Genomic DNA, 23,770 nt, shown 5'->3' on the forward strand with positions numbered 1-23,770 from the left:
CCGCCCGCGGTGGTGCGGGGTCGGGGCCGCTCGTCCGCCGGGCAGGACCGCCCGCCGTGGTGCGGGGTCGGGCACCGCGCGGCGCGGCCGCATCCCGGCGCGGCCGTTTCGGGGTGGGTGACGGCGGTACGACGCACGGACGCACGGCTGCCCCCTCGGCCACGACGGCCGGGGGCTCCCGGTGCCGCTCCCGGCGCACGTGCCGCAACGACTGACGCCTGGTAGGGACACTGCTCTCGACGCACGTACCGGAACGGCCGACCCGATGCGGGCACTGCTCTCGACAGACGCGCCGGAACGGCTAATGCCGGCGCAGCTCCCCAGCTGCGCCGGCATTGTTGCCGTCCGCCGCACCCCCGTCCCCACGGGGTTTCATGGACCGATGTCCCCGCCCGGACCGCTCTTCCGGGCCTGGGGTCGCCGCTCAGCGCCCCAGCATCGCACCCACGGACGACGCCTGTGTGGCCACCGTCTCCCAGCCGTCGAAGACGAGCAGGAGCAGGGCCGCCAGGGGAAGGGCCATGAGCGTCGCCACCAAGGGGTGGCGACGGCCTGTCCGGCGGGTGGCGAACGCGGTGCGTCGCGATGCCGTCCGGGCCATGGTCCCTCTCCTGACCGATTCGGTTGTCATGGGCAAGCGGCGGGTGTCTGACCTCGGGGGACGAGTGCTGTCACCCGCCGCTTGCCCTCAAATCTAGGCGCGCGGGCCACCAGGGGCGTCATGCCCTCGTACCGATTGCCGGGCCTCCGCGAGGATGAGCCATGACCTGCGGACTACTCCCCTGGGTGGAGACGCGGGCCCGCCTCTCGGGGTCTTCCCTGAGGGGGCGCCCGCTCTGTCCGCCCTTGTCCGGCGTGTCCCGCGGGCATGTCCGGCGTGTCCCGCGGGCCGGACGGAGTGACTTCGATCACTCCGGGCGGGTCCGGCGGGGGGCCCGCGGGTGGCACGCGCTCCCTGGCACGACCGGGCCCGCGGGCCGACGGCGACCGCCGGGCAACGGACGTACGCCCCCGCGCGCCGCGCCCTCATCCCGGCCCAACCCCCTTGCCATGATGGCTGGTTGACGCCCCTGTCGGCCTGAAGTAGCCGTACGGCAGGGCTTCCTGACCGCGTTTCACCTCCCCCGGACGGCCCACACAATCCGTCCGGCCGAGAGGGCGCGGCCTCTGCGCGCAGGCGGCCGTGGAAACGTAAGCTGTGCCTCGTCACAGGGACCGGGCAGCGGGGATGAACATGGCGATGATGCGCCTGAGGCGCGAGGACCCGCGCGTCGTCGGCTCGTTCAGGCTTCACCGACGGCTCGGCGCGGGCGGGATGGGCGTGGTCTACCTCGGCTCCGACAAGAAGGGGCAGCGGGTCGCGCTGAAGGTGATCCGGCCGGACCTGGCGGAGGACCAGGAGTTCCGGTCGCGGTTCGCGCGCGAGGTGTCCGCGGCCCGGCGGATCCGGGGCGGGTGCACGGCCCGGCTGGTCGCGGCCGACCTGGAGGCCGAGCGGCCCTGGTTCGCCACCCAGTACGTGCCCGGCCCCTCCCTGCACGACAAGGTCGCCGACCAGGGTGCTCTCGGCGCGGCGGACACGGCGGCGGTCGGCGCGGCCCTGTCCGAGGGGCTGGTCGCCGTGCACGAGGCCGGTGTCGTCCACCGGGACCTGAAGCCCTCCAACATCCTGCTGTCCCCCAAGGGGCCGCGGATCATCGACTTCGGTATCGCCTGGGCCACCGGCGCGTCCACCCTCACACACGTGGGCACCGCGGTCGGTTCCCCCGGTTTCCTCGCTCCGGAGCAGGTGCGCGGGGCAGCGGTCACCCCGGCCACCGACGTCTTCTCGCTGGGCGCGACCCTGGCGTACGCCTCGACCGGTGACTCGCCCTTCGGGCACGGCAGTTCCGAGGTGATGCTGTACCGGGTGGTGCACGAGGAGCCGCAGCTGTCCGGCGTACCGGACGCGCTCGCCCCGCTGATCCGGGCCTGTCTGGCGAAGGACCCCGACGAGCGGCCCAGCACCCTTCAGCTGTCGCTGCGGCTCAAGGAGATCGCGGCCCGGGAGGCGCAGGGGCTGGACGGCGTACGGCCGCCCGCGCCACGTGCCGCCGAGGCGGACCGGCCCACCGGCCGGCTCGTCGACACCTACCCCGAACAGCAGCGCACCCAGCGGCGTACCGCCCCCGGTACGCCGCTGCCGCGCGGGGGCACGCCGGCCCGGGGCGGCGTGCCGTCCAGGGGCGGGGTCCCGGCGCGCGGCGACATGCCGTCCCGTGGCGGGCTCTCCCCGCGTGGCGGCAGCGGCGCACGGGGCAACGGTGCCGCCTCCTCCCGGCCGGGTACGGCACGGCCCACTCCGGCCCCGCGGGGCGGCGGCGCCCGCTCCAGCGGCGGCCGGCCCGCTCCGCGCGGCGGTTCCGGGCGACCGGGGCAGCGCCCCACGGGGTTCGGGCGGCGGCCGGCCAATCCGCGGCTGCTGCGGCAGCGCCTGTTCGTTTTCGTGGTGGTGACGCTGCTGGTGGCGCTCGGCATCGCGGTGGCCCAGGGCTGCCAGGGGCCGGCGCGCGGACTCGGCGACGACCGCGGCGTCCAGCAGCACCTGCACACGCGGCCGGGCTATCCGCCGCCGGGCGACGGCGGGCTCCCGTCGGACCCGCGTCCGTCGGTGCTGAGCAACGACGCCGGTAACTGAGCGACGGACCCGACCCGGAGACCGGGAAGCGCGGAAGGTGCCGCGCTCCCGCCCGCTCAGGTTTCCGGCCGGTCAGGGGTCCGCCCGCTCAGGCTTCCGGCCGGTCAGGGGTCCGGTCGGTCAGGTTGCCGGTCGGCCCGCTCAGGCTTCCGCCCGCTCCGGTTTCCGGTCGGTCAGGTTGCCGGTCGGCCCGTGGCCACCGCGTAGAACGCGACCGCGGCCGCCGCCCCCACGTTGAGCGAGTCGACGCCGTGGGACATCGGGATGCGGACCCACTCGTCGGCGGCGACCAGGGCCTGCGTGGACAGCCCGCCGCCCTCCGCGCCGAGCATGAGCGCCACCCGCTCCATCCGGTGCGGGGCGGCCTCGTCCAGGCTGCTGGCCTTCTCGTCAGGAGTCAGCGCGAGCAGGGTGAAGCCCGCCTCGCGCACCGAGTCCAGGTCCCGCGGCCAGGTCTCCAGACGGGCGTACGGCACCGAGAACACCGCCCCCATGGAGACCTTGACGCTCCGCCGGTACAGCGGGTCGGCGCAGTCGGGCGACAGCAGCACCGCGTCCATGCCGAGGGCCGCGGCGGAGCGGAAGATCGCGCCGATGTTGGTGTGGTCGTTCACCGACTCCATGACCACCACGCGGCGGGCGGAGCGCAGCAGTTCGCCGGCCGTCGGCAGCGGCTTGCGCTGCATGGACGCGAGAGCACCGCGGTGCACGTGGTAGCCGGTGACCCGTTCGGCGAGTTCGGGGGTGACGGCGTACACCGGTGCCGGGAGTTCGTCGATGACGTCGCGCATGACGTCGATCCACTTGGCCGACAGCAGCATCGACCGCATCTCGTAGCCGGCTTCCTTGGCTCTGCGGATGACCTTCTCGCCCTCGGCGATGAACAGGCCCTCGGCGGGCTCCCGCTTGCGTCGCAGCTCGACGTCGGTCAGGCCTGTGTAGTCGGCCAGGCGCGGGTCGTCGGGGTCCTCGACGGTGATGAGATCGGCCACAGGGTGATACTGCCTTGTCCTGGGTGTGGTGCCAACGGCTCGGAAGGGGTGCGTTACCCCGGGTTACTGGTGATCAAGCGGCCGGCTCGGGGCCGACCCGTACGACCTCGCCGACGACGATGACCGCCGGCGGCCTCACGTCCTCGGCCCGTACGGTCTCGGCGACCGTCGCCAGGGTGGCGTCCACACGGCGCTGGGCGGCCGTCGTCCCCTCCTGGACCAGGGCCACCGGCGTCTGCGGCGACCTGCCGTGTGCGACGAGCGCCTCGGCGATCTTGCCGATCTTGTCGACGCCCATCAGGATCACCAGGGTGCCGGTGAGCCTGGCCAGCGCGGGCCAGTCGACCAGGGACCGCTCGTCGTCGGGCGCCACATGCCCGCTGACCACGGTGAACTCATGGGCGACCCCCCGGTGTGTGACCGGGATGCCGGCCGCGCCGGGCACCGAGATCGAGCTGGAGATGCCGGGGACCACCGTGCACGCGATGCCCGCCTCGGCGAGCGCCTGGACCTCCTCCATGCCCCGGCCGAAGACGAACGGGTCGCCGCCCTTGAGCCGGACGACCGCCTTGCCCTGCTTGGCGTGCTCGATGAGCGCGTCGTTGATGGCCTCCTGGGCCATGAACCGGCCGTAGGGGATCTTCGCCGCGTCGATCACCTCGACGTGCGAGGGCAGCTCGGCGAGCAGATCGCGCGGGCCCAGCCGGTCGGCGATGACGACGTCCGCCTCGGCGAGGAGGCGCCGGCCGCGGACCGTGATCAGGTCGGGGTCGCCGGGGCCGCCGCCGACCAGGGCCACCCCGGGTGTGCGGGGGCGGTGGTGCGGGACGACGAGGGTGCCGTCGCGCAGGCCCGCCACCACCGCGTCCCGGATGGCGGCGGTGTGGCGCGGGTCGCGGCCACGCGGGTCCCGGGAGAGTACGGCTACGGTGACGCCCTCGCTGTGGCCGGTCGCCGGGGTCCATGCCGTGGCCTGGTCGGCGTCGTCGGAGCGGACGCACCAGACGCGGTGCCGCTCCGCCTCCGCGGAGGCCCGGGTGTTCGCCTCGGGGTCGCTGGTGGCGACGAGGGCGTACCAGGCGCCGGTGAGGTCACCGTCCTCGTATCCGCGCCGGACCCAGGTGATCTCGCCCGCGTCCGCCATGGCCTCGACGGAGGGGGTCGCCTCGGGGGAGACCAGCACGATGTCCGCACCCGCGGCGATGAGCGCGGGCAGACGCCGCTGGGCCACCTGACCGCCGCCGACGACGACCACGCGGCGGCCGGAGAGGCGAAGACCTACGGGGTAGGCGGGGTGTTCGGCCATGAGGTACGGCTCCTCGTGCAGCTGTGAGCTGGGCGCGCTGCACCTTCGGAGCGGCCCTGACGTGCGGATTTTATGCCGTGGACGCGGCAGGGGGCACGGGAGGTCCGGCAGTCGGGCACCGGACCTTCCCGCCCCCGCTGCGGCTACTTCTCGGTGACCCCGGCCGAGTCGAACGTCGCCACCTCGTGCATGGCGCGCGCGGTGCTCTGCACCAGCGGCAGCGCGAGCAGCGCGCCGGTGCCCTCGCCGAGACGCAGGTCGAGGTCGACCAGCGGGCGCAGCCCGAGCTTGTTGAGGGCCGCCACATGGCCGGGCTCGGCGCTGCGGTGACCGGCGATGCAAGCCGCGAGCACCTCGGGGGCGATGGCCCGGGCGACGAGGGCCGCGGCACCGGCGCTGACCCCGTCCAGGATCACCGGCGTACGCAGCGAGGCGCCGCCGAGCAGCAGGCCGACCATGGCCGCGTGCTCGAAGCCGCCGATCGCGGCGAGGACGCCGATCGGGTCGGCCGGGTCCGGCTGGTGGAGTTCGAGGGCGCGGCGGACCACCTCGGTCTTGCGGGCCAAGGTCTCGTCGTTGATGCCGGTGCCGCGGCCGGTCACCTCGGCCGGGTCGGCGCCGGTGAAGACGGAGATCAGCGCGGCGGAGGCGGTGGTGTTGGCGATGCCCATCTCACCGGTGAGCAGCGCCTTGTTACCGGCCGCCACCAGGTCGCGGGCGGTCTCGATGCCCACCTCGATGGCCGCCTTGGCCTCCTCGCGGGTCATGGCGGGCCCGGTGGTCATGTCGGACGTGCCACCGCGGATCTTGCGCGGCAGCAGGCCCGGGGTGGCCGGCAGGTCGGCGACCACGCCCACGTCCACGACGCACACCTCGGCGCCGACCTGGGCGGCGAAGGCGTTGCAGACGGCTCCCCCACCGAGGAAGTTGGCCACCATCTGGGCCGTCACCTCCTGCGGCCAGGGGGTGACGCCCTGGGCGTGCACACCGTGGTCGCCGGCGAAGATCGCGACGGCGGCGGGTTCCGGGATCGGCGGCGGGCACTGCCGGGACAGCCCGGACAGCTGTGCGGAGATGATCTCCAGCATGCCGAGCGCGCCGGCCGGCTTGGTCATGCGCTTCTGGCGCTCCCATGCCTCGCCGAGCGCCTTGGCGTCGAGCGGGCGGATCTGTGCGACGGTCTCGGCGAGCAGGTCGTGGGGTTCCTCTCCGGGCAGGGCGCGGCGGCCGTACGTCTCCTCGTGCACCACCCAGGACAGGGGGCGTCGCTTGGACCAGCCGGCCTGCATCAGCTCCGGCTCGTCCGGGAACTCGTCGACGTACCCGACACACAGGTAGGCGACGACTTCCAGGTGCTCGGGCAGGCCGAGCGCGCGGACCATCTCCCGCTCGTCGAAGAAGCTGACCCAGCCGACGCCGAGTCCTTCGGCGCGGGCGGCGAGCCAGAGGTTCTCCACCGCGAGCGCCGAGGAGTAGGGCGCCATCTGCGGCTGGGTGTGACGGCCGAGCGTGTGCCGGCCGCCGCGGGTGGGGTCGGCGGTGACGACGATGTTGACCGGGGTGTCGAGGATGGCCTCGATCTTCAGTTCCTTGAACTGCTTCGCCCGGCCCTTCGGCAGCGACTTGGCGTACGCCTCGCGCTGCCGCATCGACAGTTCGTGCATCGTCCGCCGGGTCTCGGCGGACCGGATGACGACGAAGTCCCAGGGCTGCGAGTGGCCCACGGACGGCGCGGTGTGCGCCGCCTCCAGGACCCTGAGCAGCACCTCGTGCGGGATGGGGTCGCTGCGGAAGCCGTTGCGGATGTCACGGCGTTCGCGCATCACCCTCAGGACGGCCTCGCGCTCCGCGTCGGCGTATCCGGGCGCGGCTGGGCCGGCGGACTGTCGTGCTTCCGCCATCGCGGCCGTGCTCTCTTCCTGGTCGGCGACCCTGGTGCGCAGGTCCTCCGCGTGCTGTACGACGCCGGGGATGTGCTCGGCGTCCGGTGCGGCCGGTACTCCGGCCGGCTCGCCCTCGCGCGGCGCGGGCACGGTGGCCACCGGCTCCGGCTGCTCCTGCGGGCCCTGCGGAACCTGCGGAACCTGCGGGCCCTGCGGGACCTGGGTGTCCGGGCCGGGGCCCTCCAGGGGCAGGACGAGTGGCTGTGGCGGGGTGGGCGCCAGGTGCGGGCTGGTGGGCACCTGTCCCTCCACCGGCACGAACTGCCCGAGCGGCTGCTCCGGGTGCGGCTCTCCCGGCAGGCCGGAGGGCAGGAACTGCTCAGCGTGGTGGGCCTGCGGGTGCTGCGGGGCCACCGCGGGGCCCGCCGCGGCGGCGTCCGGCACCTGCGGCTGGAGCTGCGGGCCGTCGGCCTGGCCGGCCGCGCCCGGGTCACCGTCGTCCGCCGCCTGCGGCTGCGTCTGGGCCGCGGCGGGCACGGCCGGGACACCGGCGTCGTCGGGTGCGTTCTCCGCGGGCTGCGGTCCCGGCGCCCGGAGCACGGCCGGCTCGGACGCCTCCAACGCCTCGGGGCTTTCAGCGGCGGGCGGCGCGGGGACGGCGTCGGGGGTCAGGGGCTGGGGGTGGGGCTGCGGCTGGGACTGGAGCTGAGGCGCCTCCGGCGCGGGGGCGCCGGGCTGCTGGGCCTGCGCGGCGGCGGGGTCCTGCGGGGCGGCGGGCTGGGCGGCCGGTACGACATCGCCCGCGCCGGAGGGGTCCACACCCGGCTGAACCGGAACGCCGGCGTCGGCGGTCCCGGCGGTGGCCTGCAGGGCACCAGCCTCGGCGACGGCAGCGGGCGGCACCTCGGCGGGGACCGGACCGGCGGTCGCGGAAGCGGCGGCATCCTGGACGGCTGCCGGGTCGACGGCCTGCGGCACACCCTGGACGGCAGCCTGGCCAACAGGCTGGACCGCGCCCACGGCGGGGGCCGCGTCTACGGCGGGGGCCGCGTCTACGGCGGGGGCCGCGTCTACGGCGGGGGCCACGTCTACAGGCTGGGGCACGCCCTGGACGGCAGCCGGGTCGACAAACTGGACCGCACCCACGGCGGGGGCCGGGTCGACAGGCTGCGGTACGCCCTGGACGGCGGCCGGGTCGGTCGCCCGGGCCGCGTCCTGGGCGGAAGCCGGATCGCCGGGCGCGACCGCGGCCTGGGCGGCGGACGTGTCAACAGCCTGGACCGCACCCACGGCGGGGGCCGCGTCGACGGCCTGGGCCACACCCTGGACCGCGGACGGGTCAGTGGGCTGGACCACACCCTGGACCGCGGACGGGTCAGTGGGCTGGACCACACCCTGGACCGCGGACGGGTCGACGGGCTGGACCGCACCCTCGGCGGAAGCCGGGGCGGCGGACGCGACCGCGGCCTGGGCGGCCGTGGGGTCCGTGGCCTCGACGGGAACCTGCGCCTGCGCGGAGTCGGCGACCTGCGCGGGGGCGGCGAGGTGCGCGGCGTCGCCCGTCTGCCCGGCGTCGGCGACCTGCCCGGCGTCGGCGGCCTGCGGGACGTCGACGGCCGACGCGACCGCGTCCGGCTGCGCGCCTTGCGCGGCCTGCACGCCTTGGACGGGGTCGCCGGGAGCGGTCGGCCGGCCCGTCTCGGCGACCGCCGCCTGCGCCACGACCGGCTCCGCCGCCACCGGGGCGGCCTCGGCCGATTCCACGGGACCGGCGGTCTCCGCGCTCCGCGCGGTCGCCTCGGCCGGCTCCGCCTGCGCGTCGTCCGGCGTCCGGGCGGGTACGGCCTGGGCCGGCGCCGAGGCGTCCGGTACGGCCTGTGCCACCGCCTCCGCCACGCCCTGGGCGGCGTCGGCCTCGGATCCCCGGCCGGCGGCGGCGACGGTTCCGTCGGCGAGTGTCGCGTCCTGGGCTCCGGCCGGCACCTCGGCGCCTCCGGCGGCCTCGGCGGGCGCCCGCCCGGGCTCCCCGCCCTCGGGTACGACGGCCAGGGCATCCTCGGCGGCGGGTACGGCCATGGCACCGCCGTCACCGGCGGCCACGGAAGCCTGCGCGTCGTCGGCGACCCACGCGCCCTCGGCGCCTTCGCCCGGCGGAACCGGCGCGCCCTCGCCGGCGGCGCCGTCCTGTGCCGCCGGGGCCGGAACGCCCTCGGCGCCCTGATCCGGCGACGGGGAGTACACCCCGTCGTGGCCGTGTACCGGCTGCATCCCGTCGTGGCCGTGCACGACGTGCACCTGGCCGGTGTCGCCTGCCGCGCCCGGGGCCGCCGCCTGGTGCGCGAGGCGGGCCATGGCGGCCTGGGCGGCGTCGGCCGACTCGGTGTTCAGGGACGGACCAACCGTTTCGGCGGCCGGCGCCGCGCCCCAGGGGGCCGCGCTCTGCGGTGTCATCTCGCCCAGCGGCTGGACGTCGAGGTACTCGGGGCCGGTGACCGGCGGTCCGGGCTGGCGCACCGGCGCTCCGGCGGGGCCGCGGTCGGCGAGGGAGCGGACCGGGCTCGCGGAGGCGTCGGGGATCGGCGGGCCGAGGTGCAGCGGGCGACGGGGCGGCTGGGGGGCGGCCGCCGGGTCGTGCGGCGCGGAGAGGATGGGGGACGGCGGTACCGATGCCGGACCGGTGTCGGGCAGGCGGACGCCGCTGAGGTCGACCGAGCCGCTGTCGCGGCCGGCCGTCTCGTGCGGGCCGGGCTCGTGCACGGCTTCCACCACCGGTTCCGGAGCGGGTGGCGGCACCTCGTTGCCCCACGCTCCCTGGGCACCCGGCAGCAGCAGGTCTTCGTCCTCGGCGGGCGCCTCGGAGAGGTAGGTGTACGCGCCGTGCGCGGAGGCGCCCGGCTGCTCCACCATGCCTGCGCTCTCCGGCAGCCCCTCGCCCGGGACCTGGCCGGTGTCGGTCATGCGTACCCCTCGCCCATCGGTTAGTGCTCCTACGACCAGCTCACCCGGAACGGCGCACCGACCGCCCCGCAGTGAAGAACGAGCGTCCGTGCCCAGCGGCACGAACGACCCGCCGGAAAAGGCGACAAAGCCATTCAGTGGCATTGTCCCGGCCGTTGCGCCGTCGCGACAGCGTGATCCGCGACAGCCCGCTGTGGACTGCGCCACGTTGCGCGTCCTCAGGTTCCGCCGTACCACACCCACCCCAAAACGGGCGTGCGTTCCGGACATTGGCGAACGAAGTTCGGGCCACCGGTGCGGTACAACGATCGGCCAGCCTACCGCGCGCGGTACGACAACCGGATCACGGGGCGCGATCGGGCAGTACCCCGCTGAGCAGGAACGCTACGTTCCGCTCGGTCTCGGTCCAGGCCCTGGTGTCGAGTTCGACGGATTGGAGCAGGGCGCACTCGACCCGGTAGCCGTGCTCGGTCAGGTCGCGGCCGACGCGTTCGGCCGCGTCCCGGGTCGCGGCGTGGGTGACGATGCGCTGCGGGCGCCGGTCGGCGACCGCGGAGACGACGGCCGCTCCCCCGCCGCCGACCCGTACGACGTCCGGCTCCGGCAGGTATTCGAGGACGTGCGGGGCACTGCCGTGGACGACCTGGAGCTGGACGCCGGAGCGGCGCGCGGCCCCCTCGGCGCGGGCGCAGGCGGCCGGGTCGTGGTCGACGGCGATGACGGCCGCGCCCGCGAGCGCGGACTCGGCGGCGAACGCGCCCGAGCCGCAGCCGATGTCCCACACGAGGTCGCCGACCCGGGGGCCGAGACGGGCGAGTTGGGCGGCGCGCAGCAGTTCCGTCTCGCCCTCGCCGAGCCCGCCGCCCGGCCCGGCCTCGTAGGTCTCGTCGGGCTGCACCCAGCCGCGCGGTCCGGCCGGGTCGCGTCCGGCGATCCAGCCGCCGCCCTCGGCCGCGCCGGCCGGCCCGCCGATGACGATCACCACGTTGGGGTCGCGCCAGGTGTGGTCGGCGGCCTTGTCGGAGGTGACGACGGCGACCTGTTCGTGTTCGGTGCCCAGTTCCTCGCAGATGACGAAGGTGCGGTGGACGCCTTCCAGGAGGAGGCCGAGTTCGGCGGGGCCGGCGCCCGGCGAGGTGAGGACGGCGACCTTGGTGTGGGCGCGGCAGACGTTCACGGCCCGGCGCAGGGTGCGCGGGTGGGCGACGACGACCTGGGCGTCGTCCCAGGGCATCCCGGCGCGGGCGAAGGCGGCGGCGACGGCGGAGACGGCGGGGACGACCTCGACCTCCAGACCGAACTCGGGGGCCCGCAGGGTCCGTACGACGCCGAAGAAGCCGGGGTCACCGTCGGCGAACACGACGGCGGTGCCGCGGTGGGCGGCGATGCGGCGGGCGGCCAGGGCCACACTGCCGAGGCGGATGCGTTCGGCGGTGGGCGGCACCTCGGGCAGCGCCAGATGGTGGGCGGCACCGGCCACGAGGGTGGCGGCGCCGAGAGCGGCCCGTGCCGCGTCGGTCAGCGGCGAGCCGTCCCAGCCGATCACCGTGACCCGGTCGGCCATCGTCGTCAGTCTCCAGGGGTTCTGCTCAGGTCTTCGGGGGGAAAGCCCGAGGCGGGCACCGTGAGGGTACCCGGTGAGGCTGGGGGCTTCTCGCCCGCGGGCTCAGTTCCAGTCCGAGTACGAGGTGAAACCGTCCGTGTCCGCCAGTTGCTCGCTGACTCCGGCCAGGTCCTCCGGCAGCAGGCTCCAGACGATGACGTCCGTGCGCACCTCGGTCCAGGACTCGTCATCGGTCCTGGCGCGCGCTATCCAGGCGTTGCGCAGCACGCCCTCACTGATGCAGCCGATCTTCTGCGCCACCTGCTGGGAGGCGGTGTTGTCGGCGGCGGTGCGCAGTTCGAGCCGCTCGAACTTCTGGTCGTGGAAGAGCCACTGGGCGATGGCCAGGGCCGCTTCGGAGGCGTAGCCCTCGCCGCGGGCCCAGGGGGCGATGACGTAGGCGAGCTCGCTGGAGCGGACACGCCAGTCCGTGTTCCTCAGATGCACGACGCCGACGAGCCGCTGGGTGAGGAACTCGGTGACGGCGAGGACGATGCCGCGGCCCCCGGTGCGTTCGTCCGGGGCGAGCCGGGTGATCCAGTGGCGGGCGTCGGCCTCTGTGTAGGGGTGGGCCACGGTGGTCCAGGCGACGACCTGTTCGTCGTTCATCATGTCGGCCAGGGCGGGCACGTCGTCCTCGTCGAGGGGACGCAGCACCAACCGCTCCGTGCTGATGGAGATGTTGGGGAAGGTGCTCGTCATGCGCCGCTCCGTAACCTTCGGAAAGTGCTCGAAAGACCGTCAGGGCCGTCAGGCCTGCTGAACTGCCCAGCATGCAGCATGAAACCACCGGACCGCACAACGGGGTCCACAGCCGGTGATGGTGTGGACCCCGTGCGTCGCGAAACGCCGTATACGTGCCGCCGGGCACCGGCAGGGCGCGGGCCGTGACGGCGGTGCGTGCGGATCAGAAGGAGGGGATGACGGATCCCTGGTACTTGTCCTCGATGAACTTCTTGACCTCGGGCGAGGTGAGGAGCTTGGCGAGCTTCTTGACCCGCGGGTCGTTCTCGTCGCCCTTCTTCACGGCGAGGAAGTTGCCGTAGGGGTTGTTCTTCGGGGACTCCAGGACCAGGGCGTCCTTGGCCGGCTTCAGGCCCGCGGAGATGGCGTAGTTGCCGTTGACCACGGCCGCGTCCACGTCGTCCAGGGAGCGCGGGGTCTGGGCCGCCTCGACCTCCTTGAACTTGAGGTCCCTGGGGTTCTTGGTGATGTCCCGCGGGGTGGCCTCGTTGCCGGCGCCGTCCTTGAGGGTGATCAGCCCGTTGGCGGCGAGCAGCTTCAGGGCGCGGGCCTCGTTGACGGCGTCGTTGGGGACGGCGACGGTCGCACCGCTCTTGAGGGCGTCGGCCTTCTTGACCTTGTGGGAGTACAGGCCGAGCGGTTCCAGGTGCACCGTGACGACGGGCACGATGTGGGTGCCGCGCTTGGCGTTGAAGTCGTCGAGGTACGGCTGGTTCTGGAAGTAGTTGGCACCGACCGAGCCGTCTTCGGTCGCCGTGTTCGGCGTGATGTAGTCGGTGAACTCCTTGACCTCCAGGTCGAGGCCCGCCTTCTTCGCCAGCTTGTCCTTGACGAAGTTGAGGATCTCGGCGTGCGGGGTCGGGCTGGCGGCGACGACGAGCGGGCCGCTGGTGTCGGAGGAGGCGGAGTCCTTGCCGGAGCCGCAGGCGGTCAGCCCGAGGGTGAGGGCTCCGGCGGCGAGGACGGCGGTGGTGAGCTTGGCGGTGTTACGCACGAAAAGTGCCTTTCCTTAAGGGTGGTGCGACCCCGTGTACGGGTGGACGGGGTGTCTTGGGGTGCTTACGCGACCTTGCTGATGTCGGCCGCCGCGGGTTCCCCGGCCTTGAGCAGGCGGAGCTTGGGTGCGGGGCCGGAGCGTGCGCCGCGGCCGTGCAGGGCGCGGGCGGCGAAGTCGCCGGCGAACTGGATGAGGGAGATGACGACGGCGAGGATCGCCACCGTGATCCACATCAGCTGGGTCTCGAAGCGCTGGTAGCCGTAGCGGACGGCGAGGTCGCCGAGGCCGCCGCCGCCGACCGTGCCGGCCATGGCGGAGTAGCCGATGAGGGCGATGATCGTGGTGGTGGTGCTGGCGATCAGCGAGGGCAGGGCCTCGGGGACGAGGACCTTGCGGACGATCGTCCAGGTGTTGCCGCCCATGGACTGCACGGCCTCGACGAGCCCGTGGTCGACTTCCCGGACGGCCGTCTCGACCAGGCGGGCGAAGAAGGGGATGCCGCCGATGGCGAGCGGCACGATCGCCGCGGTGGTTCCGATCGTCGTCCCGGTGACCCAGCGGGTGAAGGTCATCAGCGCGACCATCAGGATGATGAACGGCATGGACCGGCCGATGTTCACGACCTGGCCGATCACCTTGTTGGCGACGACGTTCTGGAGCAGGCCGCCGCGGTCCGTGAGGACGAGGAGGATGCCGAGCGGAAGGCCGGCGACAACGGCGATCAGGGTGGACCAGAGCACCATGGTGAACGTCTCGGAACACGCCTGCGACAGCAGTGGCTGCATCTCCGACCAGGTCACTTGGCACCTTCCTTCACCAGCGGGGCCTCCTGGCCCAGTACGTCGATCTGCAGGCCCTGCTCGCGCAGGAATCCGACCGGCACCACGTTGTCCTCGTACCGGCCGGGCAGTTCGATGCGCATCCGGCCGACCTGGAGTCCGCCGACGGTGTCGATGGCGGCGCCGAGGATCGAGATGTCGATGTTGTAGGTGCGCGCGAGCTGGGAGATGACCGGCTGGGTGGCGGCCTCGCCGTGGAAGGTGACGTCGAGGACGGTCCGGTCGGCGCCGGTGGCCTCGCCGCCCACCGGGAACAGCGCGGCGGCCAGCTCCGAGCCCGGGGTGGCCAGCAGCTCGCTGACCGTGCCGGACTCCACGATCCGGCCCCGCTCCATGAGGGCGGCGGAGTCGCAGACCGACTTCACGACGTCCATCTCGTGGGTGATGAGCAGGACGGTCAGGCCCAGCTGCCGGTTCAGGTCGCGCAGCAGCTGGAGGATGGAGCGGGTGGTCTCCGGGTCGAGGGCGCTGGTGGCCTCGTCGGAGAGCAGCACCTTGGGGTCGCCGGCGAGGGCGCGGGCGATGCCGACGCGCTGCTTCTGACCGCCGGAGAGCTGGGCGGGGTATGCCCCGGCCTTGTCGGCGAGGCCGACGAGGTCCAGCAGTTCCAGCGCCTTGCGGGAGCGCGCCTTGCCGGACTTGCCGAGGATCTCCAGCGGCAGCTCGACATTGTCCTGGACGGTCCGCGTGGACAGCAGGTTGAAGTGCTGGAAGACCATGCCGATCCGGCTGCGGGCCCGGCGCAGTTCCCGCCCGGCGCGCGGGGACCGGCCGGCCAGGGCGGTGAGGTCCTGCCCGGCGACGGTCACGGTGCCGGCGGTGGGGCGCTCCAGCAGGTTGACGCAGCGGATCAGGGAGGACTTGCCGGCACCGGACTGGCCGATGACGCCGTAGACCTCGCCTTCGCGGACGTGCAGATCGACGCCGTCGAGGGCGGTGACCTCACGGCCGCGGGAGCGGTAGACCTTGGTCAGGCCCGAGGTGGTGATCACGTGGGTTTCCGTCACTGTCGAGTGCGCGGGCGTGGGTGTGCCCGGGCACGGTGCGTTTCGTGCGTTCGTTCAGGGACGCGGCACGGTTCTCGGGTGGCGGTGGTACCGGGGAGAACGTCGTGTGCGCGGCGGCCTTCGGTCGCGTACGGCCGGGGTCGGACGCCGGGCGGGCCGCGGCTCTCGCTTCGGGGCGCGAGGCTCAGTTGGTGCGGGGGCCCTCTAGAAGGCGCACATTCGACACGGACACATACAACGAGCACCGGGCGTGTGGGTCGCCTCGGTCGCAAGGGTGCGGCTGCTCGTCGTGGTCATGCGATCAGTAAACCAGACCGACGGTGCTGACCGGCCGCCGCTGTCCGCATCGTGGACAGCGGCGGACAGCGGTGACCGGGGGTTCAGCCGCGCACGCCTATCTCCACTGCCGCGCCGGTGACCAGTGCGGACAGGGCCGACAGGTCCCTCACCACCAGGTCGGCGTCCAGGTCGGCCGCCTGGTGGGTTGTGGCCAACGCCACGGTGGTCATGCCGGCCGCGCGGCCCGCCCGCAGTCCGGCGGGGGCGTCCTCGAAGACGACGCAGCGGGCGGGGTCGACGCCGAGCTGCCGGGCGGCGAGCAGATAGGGCTCGGGGTCGGGCTTACCCCGGGTGACGTCGTCGGCCGTGACCAGGGCCTTCGGGGTGATGCCGACGGCACCCAGGCGCGCCTCGGCCAGGCGCCGGGTGGCGGAGGTGACCACGGCCCAGCGGTCGGCCGGCAGGAGGTCCAGGAACTCACGGGTCCCGGGCAGCAGACGCACGCCGCCGTTCGGCACGTCCTCGACCTCCAGCTGCTCGACCCGGGCGACGGCCTCCGGTACCAGGCGGGCGGGCAGCAGGTCGCCGACGATCTCGACGGCCGTGCGTCCGTGCAGTTCCACGCGTCCGAACTCCTCGGCGGTGATCCCGTACTCCCCGGCCCAGCGGGTCCAGCAGAGCTCGACGGAGTCGAGGGAGGAGACGAGGGTGCCGTCGTTGTCGAAGAGGAGGGCGTGTGCGTGGATCGTCATGGTCTAGACCCTACGGGGTACGGCGGGGGCGGCGGCTCCCGCCCGTTTCGGCCGTAATAAGGTCACGGCATGCTCAATGCCCTGACGCTGGTGACCGGTGTCGCCGCGCTGCTGCTCGCCGCCTGGTGCGGCTGGGCGGCCTATCGTGACCAGCCGACGAAGGACTGGCACTTCATCGGCATGGCCGTGGTGTCGCTGCTGGCCGTGGTCCAGCTGGTGATCGGGGTCGTGCTGCTGGCGCGGGGCGAGAAGCCGGAGCAGGGTACGACGATCTTCGTGGCGTATCTGCTGGGCGCGTTCGCGTGCGTTCCGGCGGCGGGCATGATGTCGCTGGCCGAGCGGACCCGCTGGGGCTCGGTGACGGCCGCGGCGGGCGGCGTGGTGCTGGCCGTCCTGGAAGTACGGCTCTACGACATCTGGGGAGGCTGAGGTGACGGCGGTGGAGGAGAAGCCGGCCCGGCTGATCAGCGGGCCGGGCGTCCTGCTCGTCTGGCTCTACGGCGTGATGGTGGTCGGGGCGGTGTCGCGTTCCGCCTACCAGATCGCCACGGACTTCCAGCGGGCGCCGCTCGCCTACTCCTTGTCGGCCGTCGCCGGCGTGGTGTACGGGTTCATCACGTACGCACTCGTCCGGGGCGGAGAGTCGGCCCGGCGAGCGGCACTGGTGTGCTGCGCCGTCGAACTGACGGGCGTGCTGATCGTCGGGACGTGGACCCTGGTCGAGCCGTCGGCCTTCCCCGACTCGACCGTGTGGTCGGACTACGGCATGGGCTACCTCTTCATTCCCGTGCTGCTGCCCCTGTCCGCGCTCTACTGGCTGCGCAGGGCGCGCGACGGCAGGGGCGCCTGAGGAACACCGGCGGCCGCCGGGCCGCCGTGGCTCCCCTCGCCCCGGCCCGGGGCGTTCCTCGCGCGCCCCTCAGGCCGTGGCCACGAAGGCGCCGGCCGGCTTCTCCAGGATGATCAGTTCCACTCCGTCCGCGCCCTTGGAACGGCCGACCGTCTCGTAGCCGGAGCGGCGGTACAGGCGGAGGTTGCCCTCGCTGCGGTGGCCGGTGAGGAGACGGAACAGAGTGGCACCGCGCTCCTCGGCCAAGGCCGCTTCGGCCGCGCGCAGCAGCCGCGCGCCGATGCCGTGACCCTGCAGGCGCGGGTGGACGCAGAGCCTGCCGATGGCCGCCGCGCCGTCCTCGGTGACCTTTCCGCGCACCGAGCCGACCACCTCGTCCCCGAGCCGGGCGACGAAGACGCAGTCGGAGGCCACTTCCTGACGGACGGACTCCAGGCTCTGCACGAGCGGGTCGATGCGGTAGTTGCCGTACAGCGCCGCCTCCCCCTGGAAGCACAGGTACTGGAGCCTGAAGATCTGCTCCGCGTCCTGGTCGGTCGCCACCGAGATGGTCACGCTCATGCCCATGTGCGCACGCCTCCCGCTCACCTGATCACCTGTCGTCCCCACTCCTATCCCCGTGCTTCGCGCGGTGCAACCTCCGGTGTGAGCAATCGACGCAGACATCCCAGACATCGGGAGCGTTCCGGGCCGAGACTGCCCTGTGAGATACCCAACTCCCCCGCGATTTCCCGGTATGTCAGGTCCCGCGGTGAGAGCAGCGCCTCCATGAGACGGGGACAGCGTCCGGGCAGGCGGCGCACCGCGTCCCGCAGGGCGCGGTACCGCGCGGCGGTCAGGGCGTGCTGTTCGGGCCCGGGGTGGAGGTCGTCGGCCGGTTCACCGCCGTAGGACCGTTCGAGCCGCGCGGTGCGGCGGCTGCGGCGGGCCTCGGCGCGGACCGCCTTGCGCAGCCAGCCGGGCGGGTCCGGTGGCGGCCCGTCGGTCCGGAGCCGTTCCAGGAGCCGGAGCCACACGGCCTGTTCCAGGTCGCCCGGCTCGCTTCCGGAGGCATATGCCTCGGCCGAGGCTTCGGCGGTGAGCAGGGGGCGCAGGGTGACTACCAGGTCGTACGTCATATGCGGAACGACGAGCCGCCCCGGCGGCGGGTTGCCGGGGCGGCGCACAGTCACCCCGAACGGGGTGCCGGGCGGCGCGGTGGTTGACGCCGTCAGCCGTTCAGGAAGTCCGCGCGGGCGAGCAGTCCGGTGTCGGCGTTGTCCGTGAAGACGCCGTCGATGCCGGTCGCGAAGTACGTCTTGAAGGCGCCGAAGGCATCTCCGTAGGCGTCGGCGGCGCTGCCCTTGCGGTACTCGGCGGGCAGGAAGGGATTCTCGTTGCGCATGGTGTACGGGTGCAGGACCAGCCCCACCTTGTGGGCGTCGGAGACCAGGGAGGTCGGCTCGGCCAGGGTGCCGTCCGCCTTCCTCGGGATGACCAGGTCCAGGGTCGGGCCGATGCCCTGGGCGTAGCCGGCGATCTCACGCAGGCCCCTGGGTGTGATGAGGTCGGCGACCGTACGCGGGTCGTTCGCCTCGACGAAGTCGTACGGGCGGCTGCCGGCCGAGGAGAGCAGCACGACGAGCGGGTTGTCGACCAGCTGGTTCAGCCGCTGGATGCTGGTGGGCTCGAAGGACTGGAGGATGACCGGGGAGTTCCGGCCGTCCTTGCCGTACTTGCGCAGCAGCTTCGCCACCCGCTCCTCCAGGCCGAGGCCCAGCTTGCGGAAGTAGGTGGGGTGCTTGGTCTCCGGGTAGATCCAGACCTGCTTGCCCCGCTTGCGGGTCTGCTCGTCCTGCCACTTGAGGACCTCTTCGAAGGTGGGGATCTCCCAGCGGCCGTCGTAGAGGGTGTTGTGCGGCCGGTTGGCGGGGATGCGCTCGACCGCGCGCAGCCGCTTCAGCTCGGCGAGCGTGAAGTCCTCGGTGAACCATCCGGTGGTGGGGACGCCGTCGAGCACCTTGGTGGTCCTGCGGCCGGCGAACTCGGGCCGGTCGGCGACGTCCGTCGTACCGCCGATCTCCGGCTCGTGACGGCACACCAGATGGCCGTCCCTGGTGGGCACCAGGTCACCCGCCTCGACCACGTCGGCGCCCAGGTCCAGGGCCAGGTCGTACGAGCCGAAGGTGTGTTCGGGGCGGTAGCCGCTGGTGCCCCGGTGGCCGATGATCGTCGGCACCGGCAGGCTCTTCAGGCCGCGGCCCCCGTGCCCGGCCGTCCGGGCGCCGGCGGCCCGGGCCGCGCCGGGCAGTCCGAGGACCGCTCCGCCCGCGCCGAGCACCGCGGCGCCGAGGAGCGCCCGCCGTCCCGTTGTCTGCCTCTGCCCGTTCGCCTGGTCGCCGCCCATGAGCGCCCTCCTGCCGCTTGCGTCTTGTCGGTGCGCGCCGATCGTAGGGGCGTGCACATGACCGGGGGGAGGCTCCCGTCCGAACACCCGGGTTATGCCGTGTGTCCGGTGGGCACCCGTGGGTGACGGCCCGTCGGGGCGGAGCGGGCGGCCCTGTTCCACGCGATGTCCGTCACATCACCGCAAGGCCGTTACGCGCCGTCCTCCGCACGCCACCGCAGGTAAACCCACGTCAACACTTCGTAAGACCTCGGTGAACCGGACGTCCCCGATGTGCGCGCGGACCGGCGCCGCGAGTAATGTCCTCACCTGCACAGACTCATATCGCCCCCCTTGACATCGGAGGACCCGTTGTCCCGCTTCGCGCTCATCAAGGCAGTGCTCGGACCGATCATGCGCCTGATGTTCCGCCCACAGGTGGAGGGCGCGGAGCACATCCCGGGAGACGGACCGGTGATTCTGGCCGGTAATCACCTCACGTTCATCGACTCGATCGTGCTGCCGGTCGTCACCAAGCGCCAGGTGTTCTTCATCGGCAAGGACGAGTACGTCACCGGCAAGGGCTTCAAGGGCCGGCTGATGGCGTGGTTCTTCACCGGCGTCGGCATGATCCCGGTGGACCGGGACGGGGCGAACGGCGGCGTGGCCGCGCTCATGACCGGGCGTCGGATCCTCGAGGAGGGCAAGGTCTTCGGGATCTACCCGGAGGGCACCCGGTCGCCCGACGGCCGGCTGTACCGGGGGCGCACCGGTATCGCGCGGCTGACGCTGATGACCGGCGCGCCGGTGGTGCCGTTCGCCATGATCGGCACGGACAAGCTGCAGCCGGGCGGCCGGGGCATCCCGCGGCCCGGCCGGGTCACCGTGCGGTTCGGTGAGGCCATGGAGTTCTCGCGGTACGAGGGCATGGACCGGGACCGGTACGTGCTGCGCGCGGTGACCGACTCCGTCATGGCCGAGGTCATGCGTCTGTCGGGCCAGGAGTACGTGGACATGTACGCCACCAAGGCCAAGGCCGCCTAGAGCCGTCCGACGGACGGCCGCCCAGGGGGTGTCCGTCCGCCTGCCGGTGGAATCTGCCGCCGACACATCGAGCATTCGGCCCTATAAAGGGGCCATATGACCACGCAACATGTCTGATTCAGACATGTACAAACCTTCTCGGCGTACTCTGCTCCGTACCCCCATCGCCGCGGCCGGCGCGGGATTCCTGGCAGCCTGCACCAGTTCCGATTCCGAGCCCAGCTCCGGACCCCAACACGCGAGCGACCGAGAGAGGTTCGTCCCGGCCGGGCCCAAGGGCTACGTCAACCCGTCGGACCCGGAGGTCCTCGCCGCCGAGCGGAAGCGCGGGGCCGGCCGCGTGCGCACGTTCAGGTTCACCGCCCAGGAAGCCAAGCTGGACCTGGGCGGGCGGTCGGTCCGCACCTGGGCGTACAACGAGGAGGTGCCGGGCCCGCTGGTCCGGGTCACCGCCGGAGACGTGCTCGACCTGACGCTCGCCAACCGGCTGCCCGCCATGACCACGCTGCACTCGCACGGGGTACGGCTGCGCTGCGACATGGACGGCGTCCCGGACCTGACCCAGCGCGCCATCCGCTCCGGGGACGACTTCCGCTACCGCTTCACCGTCGCCCACCCGGGAACGTACCTGCTGCACTCCCACGTGGGGATGCAGCCCGACCGGGCCCTGTACGCGCCGCTCGTCGTGGAGGACCCCAAGGAGCCCCTCTCCTACGACAAGGAGTGGGTCGTGCTGCTGGACGACTGGCTCGACGGCGTCGAAGGCTCCACCCCCGACAACGTCCTGGAGCAGCTCAAGCCCGGCGGCTCCACGGACATGGGGGGTATGGCCATGGGGCCGGGCCACCACAGCCCCAGCCCGAGGCGGTCGGCGGACACCCACTCCTCGGCGTCCGGGAAGTCCTCGGGCCCCAACCGGGTGCTGCACGACTCGCACAGCCGCATGCTCCACGGGGAGGGCGGCAGCGTCGCCTACCCGCACTACCTGGTCAACGGGCGCCTGCCCGGCAATCCCTCGGTGTTCCGCTGCCGTCCCGGCGACCGCGTGCGGCTGCGCATCATCAACGCCGGTTCGGAGACCGCCTTCCGGGTCGCGCTCGGCGGCCACAAGATGACCGTCACGCACACCGACGGCTACCCCGTGAAGCACAAGCAGACCGACGCCCTGCTCATCGGGATGGCGGAGCGGTACGACGTCCTCGTCACCGTCGGGGACGGGGTCTTCCCCCTGGTGGCCCTCCCGGAGGGGAAGAAGGGCAGGGCCCTCGCCGTGCTGCGCACCGACAAGGGGAACCGGAACCTGCCCCCGGCCGACGTCCGCCCGGACGAACTCGACGGCAACACCGTCCCCGCGCGCCGCCTGCTGCCGGCCGACTCCGTGGCCCTGCGCGAGCGTGACCCCGACCGCGAGATGCGCATCAGGATCACCGGCAGCATGGAGAAGTTCGACTGGGGGTTCGACCACAAGGCCTACTCCGCGCAGCAGCGCCACCCGGTCCGCGCCGGTGAACGGGTACGGCTCACCCTCATCAACGCCACCAGCATGTGGCACCCGATGCACCTGCACGGCCACACCTTCTCGGTGACCGGGCTGGACTCCGTGGGCGCGCGCAAGGACACCGCGCTGGTGCTGCCGCACCGGAAGCTGGTGATCGACTTCGACGCCGACAATCCGGGGCTGTGGATGCTGCACTGTCACAACCAGTACCACTCGGAGAGCGGGATGATGACGGTGCTCGGCTACAAGAAGTGACCTACGGGAAGCGGCCGACGGGAATCGGTCTACGGGAAGTGGCCTAGGGGAAGTGATCTGGCAGGCGTGACCTACAAGACGTGACCTACGGGGTGGCCTCCTGGTGCGGCGCGGCCGGGCCGCGGCATGACGCGCCGGCGCTGCCCGGCCGCACGGCGGACGCGGTCCCGCGCCCACCGCCCCGCGGAGACCTCCTCAGCCGGCGCTGTCCAGTTTCTGGTCGCGCAGCAGGAACCACGCCACCGCCGAGGCGGCCAGCAGGACCACCGCGCCCGCTCCGGAGGCCAGGTGGAGGCCGTGGACGAAACTGTCCCGGGCCGCGTCGAGGAGCGCCTGCCCCTGGTGCGGTGGCATGTCCGCCGCGGTCTCCACCGCCGCGCCCAGGGACTCGTGGGCCATGGCCGGGGTGCTGGCCGGGCCCGTGAAACCGCGGTAGGCGCCGGTCACGATGGAGCCGAGCAGGGCGATGCCGAGGGCCGCGCCCAGCTCGTACGCCGTCTCGGAGACCGCCGAGGCCGCTCCCGCCTGGTCCTTCGGGACGCTGGAGAGGATGACGTCCGCGGTCACCGTGAAGGAGAAGCCCGCGCCGACGCCGACGACCAGCAGTGCGGCGCCGAGGACCGGGTAGCCGGTCGACTGGCCGAGCGCCGTCAGGGCGGCCAGGGCGACACCGACCGCGGCCAGACCGCCCGAGACCACCGTACGGACCGAGAAGCGCCGGGCGGCACGGCCCGCGATCAGACCGGCCGTCACCGCGCCCACCGCCGCGGGAACTTCGGCCAGGCCGGCCTCGAACGGGCGCCGCCCCTGGACGAGTTGCAGGTACTGGGAGAGGAAGAACACCAGCCCGGACATGCCGAGGACGGTCAGCAGGTCGGCGAGGACCGCTCCGCTGAAACCGCGGCTCCGGAACAGCCGCATGTCCAGCAGCGGGACCGGCATGGTGAGCTGGCGGTGGACGAAGCCGTACAGGGCCGTCGCGCCCAGCAGGCCGGTGCCGAGGGTCGTCCAGGTGAAGCCGTGGGTGGCCGCCTCCTTGACCGCGTAGACGAGGGCGATCATGCCGACCAGCGACAGCAGGACGCTGGCCAGGTCCCACGGGCCGGGGTGGGGGTTGCGGGACTCGGGCAGGGTGCGGATGCCGACCAGGACCAGGACCGCCATCACGGGCAGGTTGATCAGGAAGACCGAGCCCCACCAGAAGTGTTCGAGGAGGAATCCGCCGGCGATCGGGCCGACGGCCGTGCCGGCGGAGGCGGTGGCCCCCCAGATGCCGACGGCCAGGCTGCGCTCGCGCGAGTCGTGGAAGATGTTGCGGATCAGGGCCAGGGTGGCGGGCATCAGGGTCGCGCCCGCGACACCGAGCAGCGCCCGGGCCAGGATCATCAGCTCGGGTGTCGTCGCGTAGGCGTTGAGCACGGAGACCGCGCCGAACGCCGTCGCGCCGACGAGCAGGATCCGCTTGCGGCCGATGCGGTCGCCGAGGCTGCCCATGGAGACCAGCAGACCGGCGATGACGAACGAGTAGACGTCGCCGATCCACAGCAGCTGGGTGCCGGAGGGGTTGAGGTCTTCGCTGATGTAGGGGGTCGCCAGGCCGAGGACGGTGGCGTCGACGGCCACCAGCAGCACGGCCAGGACGAGGACGGACAGCGCCAGCCAGCGGCCCGGGCGCTTCACCGCCTCGGTCGCGTGTGCCGGCCGCAGGGTGCTGGTCATGG

At 73.1% G+C, this 23,770-nt stretch carries 19 protein-coding genes; 5 read left to right on the forward strand and 14 right to left on the reverse strand.

Annotated features, from left to right (window positions below; genetic code table 11):
• Positions 1–424: 424 nt before the first annotated feature.
• Entirely contained in the window at positions 425–601 is a 177-nt protein-coding gene (locus AB0B40_RS20750; protein WP_345056534.1) for a hypothetical protein, read from the reverse strand.
• Between the two features lie 627 nt (positions 602–1,228).
• Between AB0B40_RS20750 and AB0B40_RS20755 the strand changes: the two genes are divergently transcribed.
• On the forward strand, positions 1,229–2,677 hold the full coding sequence (locus tag AB0B40_RS20755; protein WP_362264881.1) for a protein kinase: 1,449 nt from the start codon (positions 1,229–1,231) through the stop codon (positions 2,675–2,677).
• Positions 2,678–2,850: 173 nt separating this feature from the next.
• Here AB0B40_RS20755 and AB0B40_RS20760 read toward each other — a convergent pair whose 3' ends face one another.
• From AB0B40_RS20760 to AB0B40_RS20800, 9 genes are all read right to left on the reverse strand, one after another.
• On the reverse strand, positions 2,851–3,669 hold the full coding sequence (locus AB0B40_RS20760) for an RNA methyltransferase (protein ID WP_345056538.1): 819 nt from the start codon (positions 3,667–3,669) through the stop codon (positions 2,851–2,853).
• A 73-nt stretch (positions 3,670–3,742) separates the two neighbouring features.
• Complete coding sequence (cobA, locus tag AB0B40_RS20765) at positions 3,743–4,975, reverse strand: uroporphyrinogen-III C-methyltransferase (protein ID WP_345056540.1); 1,233 nt, start codon at positions 4,973–4,975, stop codon at positions 3,743–3,745.
• Positions 4,976–5,118: 143 nt separating this feature from the next.
• A complete protein-coding gene (gene cobT, locus AB0B40_RS20770) occupies positions 5,119–9,816 on the reverse strand; it encodes a nicotinate-nucleotide--dimethylbenzimidazole phosphoribosyltransferase (protein WP_362264883.1) in 4,698 nt (1,565 codons plus the stop codon).
• Positions 9,817–10,159: 343 nt separating this feature from the next.
• Positions 10,160–11,380 carry a precorrin-6y C5,15-methyltransferase (decarboxylating) subunit CbiE gene (gene cbiE / locus AB0B40_RS20775; protein WP_345049489.1) on the reverse strand — a complete coding sequence of 407 codons (1,221 nt, stop codon included), beginning with the start codon at positions 11,378–11,380 and terminating at the stop codon, positions 10,160–10,162.
• A gap of 102 nt (positions 11,381–11,482) precedes the next feature.
• Entirely contained in the window at positions 11,483–12,121 is a 639-nt protein-coding gene (locus tag AB0B40_RS20780) for a GNAT family N-acetyltransferase (protein WP_345049487.1), read from the reverse strand.
• Between the two features lie 205 nt (positions 12,122–12,326).
• Complete coding sequence (locus tag AB0B40_RS20785) at positions 12,327–13,157, reverse strand: MetQ/NlpA family ABC transporter substrate-binding protein (RefSeq protein WP_345049484.1); 831 nt, start codon at positions 13,155–13,157, stop codon at positions 12,327–12,329.
• A 65-nt stretch (positions 13,158–13,222) separates the two neighbouring features.
• Positions 13,223–13,960: a methionine ABC transporter permease gene (locus AB0B40_RS20790; RefSeq protein ID WP_345049483.1), complete on the reverse strand. Its 738-nt coding sequence runs from the start codon at positions 13,958–13,960 to the stop codon at positions 13,223–13,225.
• The gene (locus AB0B40_RS20795; RefSeq protein WP_345049480.1) at positions 13,957–14,991 is read right to left on the reverse strand and encodes an ATP-binding cassette domain-containing protein; all 1,035 of its coding nucleotides are present in this window, start codon (positions 14,989–14,991) and stop codon (positions 13,957–13,959) included. Before AB0B40_RS20795 ends, AB0B40_RS20790 begins: the two co-directional genes overlap by 4 nt.
• Positions 14,992–15,386: 395 nt before the next feature.
• Positions 15,387–16,037: an HAD family hydrolase gene (locus AB0B40_RS20800; protein ID WP_362264886.1), complete on the reverse strand. Its 651-nt coding sequence runs from the start codon at positions 16,035–16,037 to the stop codon at positions 15,387–15,389.
• A 69-nt stretch (positions 16,038–16,106) separates the two neighbouring features.
• On the opposite strand from AB0B40_RS20800, the gene AB0B40_RS20805 reads away from it, so the two are divergent.
• Together AB0B40_RS20805 and AB0B40_RS20810 are read left to right on the forward strand one after the other, a co-directional pair.
• Positions 16,107–16,466 (forward strand): hypothetical protein, encoded by a 360-nt coding sequence (locus tag AB0B40_RS20805; protein ID WP_362264888.1) that lies wholly within the window; start codon positions 16,107–16,109, stop codon positions 16,464–16,466.
• A gap of 1 nt (position 16,467) precedes the next feature.
• Positions 16,468–16,887, forward strand: a complete 420-nt coding sequence (locus AB0B40_RS20810; RefSeq protein WP_345049471.1) for a hypothetical protein — start codon at positions 16,468–16,470, stop codon at positions 16,885–16,887.
• Positions 16,888–16,956: 69 nt separating this feature from the next.
• Here the strand turns inward: AB0B40_RS20810 and AB0B40_RS20815 are convergent, their stop codons facing one another.
• The 3 genes from AB0B40_RS20815 to AB0B40_RS20825 form a co-directional block, all read right to left on the reverse strand.
• Positions 16,957–17,454 (reverse strand): GNAT family N-acetyltransferase, encoded by a 498-nt coding sequence (locus tag AB0B40_RS20815; protein WP_362264961.1) that lies wholly within the window; start codon positions 17,452–17,454, stop codon positions 16,957–16,959.
• Positions 17,455–17,498: 44 nt separating this feature from the next.
• A complete protein-coding gene (locus tag AB0B40_RS20820) occupies positions 17,499–18,005 on the reverse strand; it encodes a sigma-70 family RNA polymerase sigma factor (protein ID WP_345049468.1) in 507 nt (168 codons plus the stop codon).
• A gap of 92 nt (positions 18,006–18,097) precedes the next feature.
• Positions 18,098–19,273, reverse strand: a complete 1,176-nt coding sequence (locus tag AB0B40_RS20825; protein ID WP_362264891.1) for a glycerophosphodiester phosphodiesterase — start codon at positions 19,271–19,273, stop codon at positions 18,098–18,100.
• 351 nt (positions 19,274–19,624) lie between these two features.
• Between AB0B40_RS20825 and AB0B40_RS20830 the strand changes: the two genes are divergently transcribed.
• Together AB0B40_RS20830 and AB0B40_RS20835 are read left to right on the forward strand one after the other, a co-directional pair.
• On the forward strand, positions 19,625–20,296 hold the full coding sequence (locus AB0B40_RS20830) for a lysophospholipid acyltransferase family protein (protein ID WP_345049502.1): 672 nt from the start codon (positions 19,625–19,627) through the stop codon (positions 20,294–20,296).
• A 124-nt stretch (positions 20,297–20,420) separates the two neighbouring features.
• The gene (locus AB0B40_RS20835) at positions 20,421–22,049 is read left to right on the forward strand and encodes a multicopper oxidase family protein (protein ID WP_362264892.1); all 1,629 of its coding nucleotides are present in this window, start codon (positions 20,421–20,423) and stop codon (positions 22,047–22,049) included.
• 195 nt (positions 22,050–22,244) lie between these two features.
• Here AB0B40_RS20835 and AB0B40_RS20840 read toward each other — a convergent pair whose 3' ends face one another.
• Positions 22,245–23,768: an MFS transporter gene (locus AB0B40_RS20840; RefSeq protein ID WP_362264894.1), complete on the reverse strand. Its 1,524-nt coding sequence runs from the start codon at positions 23,766–23,768 to the stop codon at positions 22,245–22,247.
• Between the last annotated feature and the right edge of the window lie 2 nt (positions 23,769–23,770).

Origin of the sequence: Streptomyces sp. NPDC042638, from assembly GCF_040647235.1 — a bacterium.
Classification (GTDB): Bacteria; Actinomycetota; Actinomycetes; order Streptomycetales; family Streptomycetaceae; genus Streptomyces; species Streptomyces rameus.

Bases quoted from the DNA above. Each gene is read 5' to 3' on its own strand.
- AB0B40_RS20805 (WP_362264888.1), top strand. From the start codon at position 16,107: ATGCTCAATGCCCTGACGCTGGTGACCGGTGTCGCCGCGCTGCTGCTC.
- AB0B40_RS20815 (WP_362264961.1), bottom strand. From the start codon at position 17,454: ATGGGCATGAGCGTGACCATCTCGGTGGCGACCGACCAGGACGCGGAG.
- AB0B40_RS20755 (WP_362264881.1), top strand. From the start codon at position 1,229: ATGAACATGGCGATGATGCGCCTGAGGCGCGAGGACCCGCGCGTCGTC.
- cbiE (WP_345049489.1), bottom strand. From the start codon at position 11,380: ATGGCCGACCGGGTCACGGTGATCGGCTGGGACGGCTCGCCGCTGACC.
- AB0B40_RS20780 (WP_345049487.1), bottom strand. From the start codon at position 12,121: ATGACGAGCACCTTCCCCAACATCTCCATCAGCACGGAGCGGTTGGTG.
- AB0B40_RS20825 (WP_362264891.1), bottom strand. From the start codon at position 19,273: ATGGGCGGCGACCAGGCGAACGGGCAGAGGCAGACAACGGGACGGCGG.
- cobT (WP_362264883.1), bottom strand. From the start codon at position 9,816: ATGACCGACACCGGCCAGGTCCCGGGCGAGGGGCTGCCGGAGAGCGCA.
- AB0B40_RS20835 (WP_362264892.1), top strand. From the start codon at position 20,421: ATGTACAAACCTTCTCGGCGTACTCTGCTCCGTACCCCCATCGCCGCG.
- AB0B40_RS20840 (WP_362264894.1), bottom strand. From the start codon at position 23,768: ATGACCAGCACCCTGCGGCCGGCACACGCGACCGAGGCGGTGAAGCGC.
- AB0B40_RS20750 (WP_345056534.1), bottom strand. From the start codon at position 601: ATGGCCCGGACGGCATCGCGACGCACCGCGTTCGCCACCCGCCGGACA.
- cobA (WP_345056540.1), bottom strand. From the start codon at position 4,975: ATGGCCGAACACCCCGCCTACCCCGTAGGTCTTCGCCTCTCCGGCCGC.
- AB0B40_RS20800 (WP_362264886.1), bottom strand. From the start codon at position 16,037: ATGACGATCCACGCACACGCCCTCCTCTTCGACAACGACGGCACCCTC.
- AB0B40_RS20820 (WP_345049468.1), bottom strand. From the start codon at position 18,005: ATGACGTACGACCTGGTAGTCACCCTGCGCCCCCTGCTCACCGCCGAA.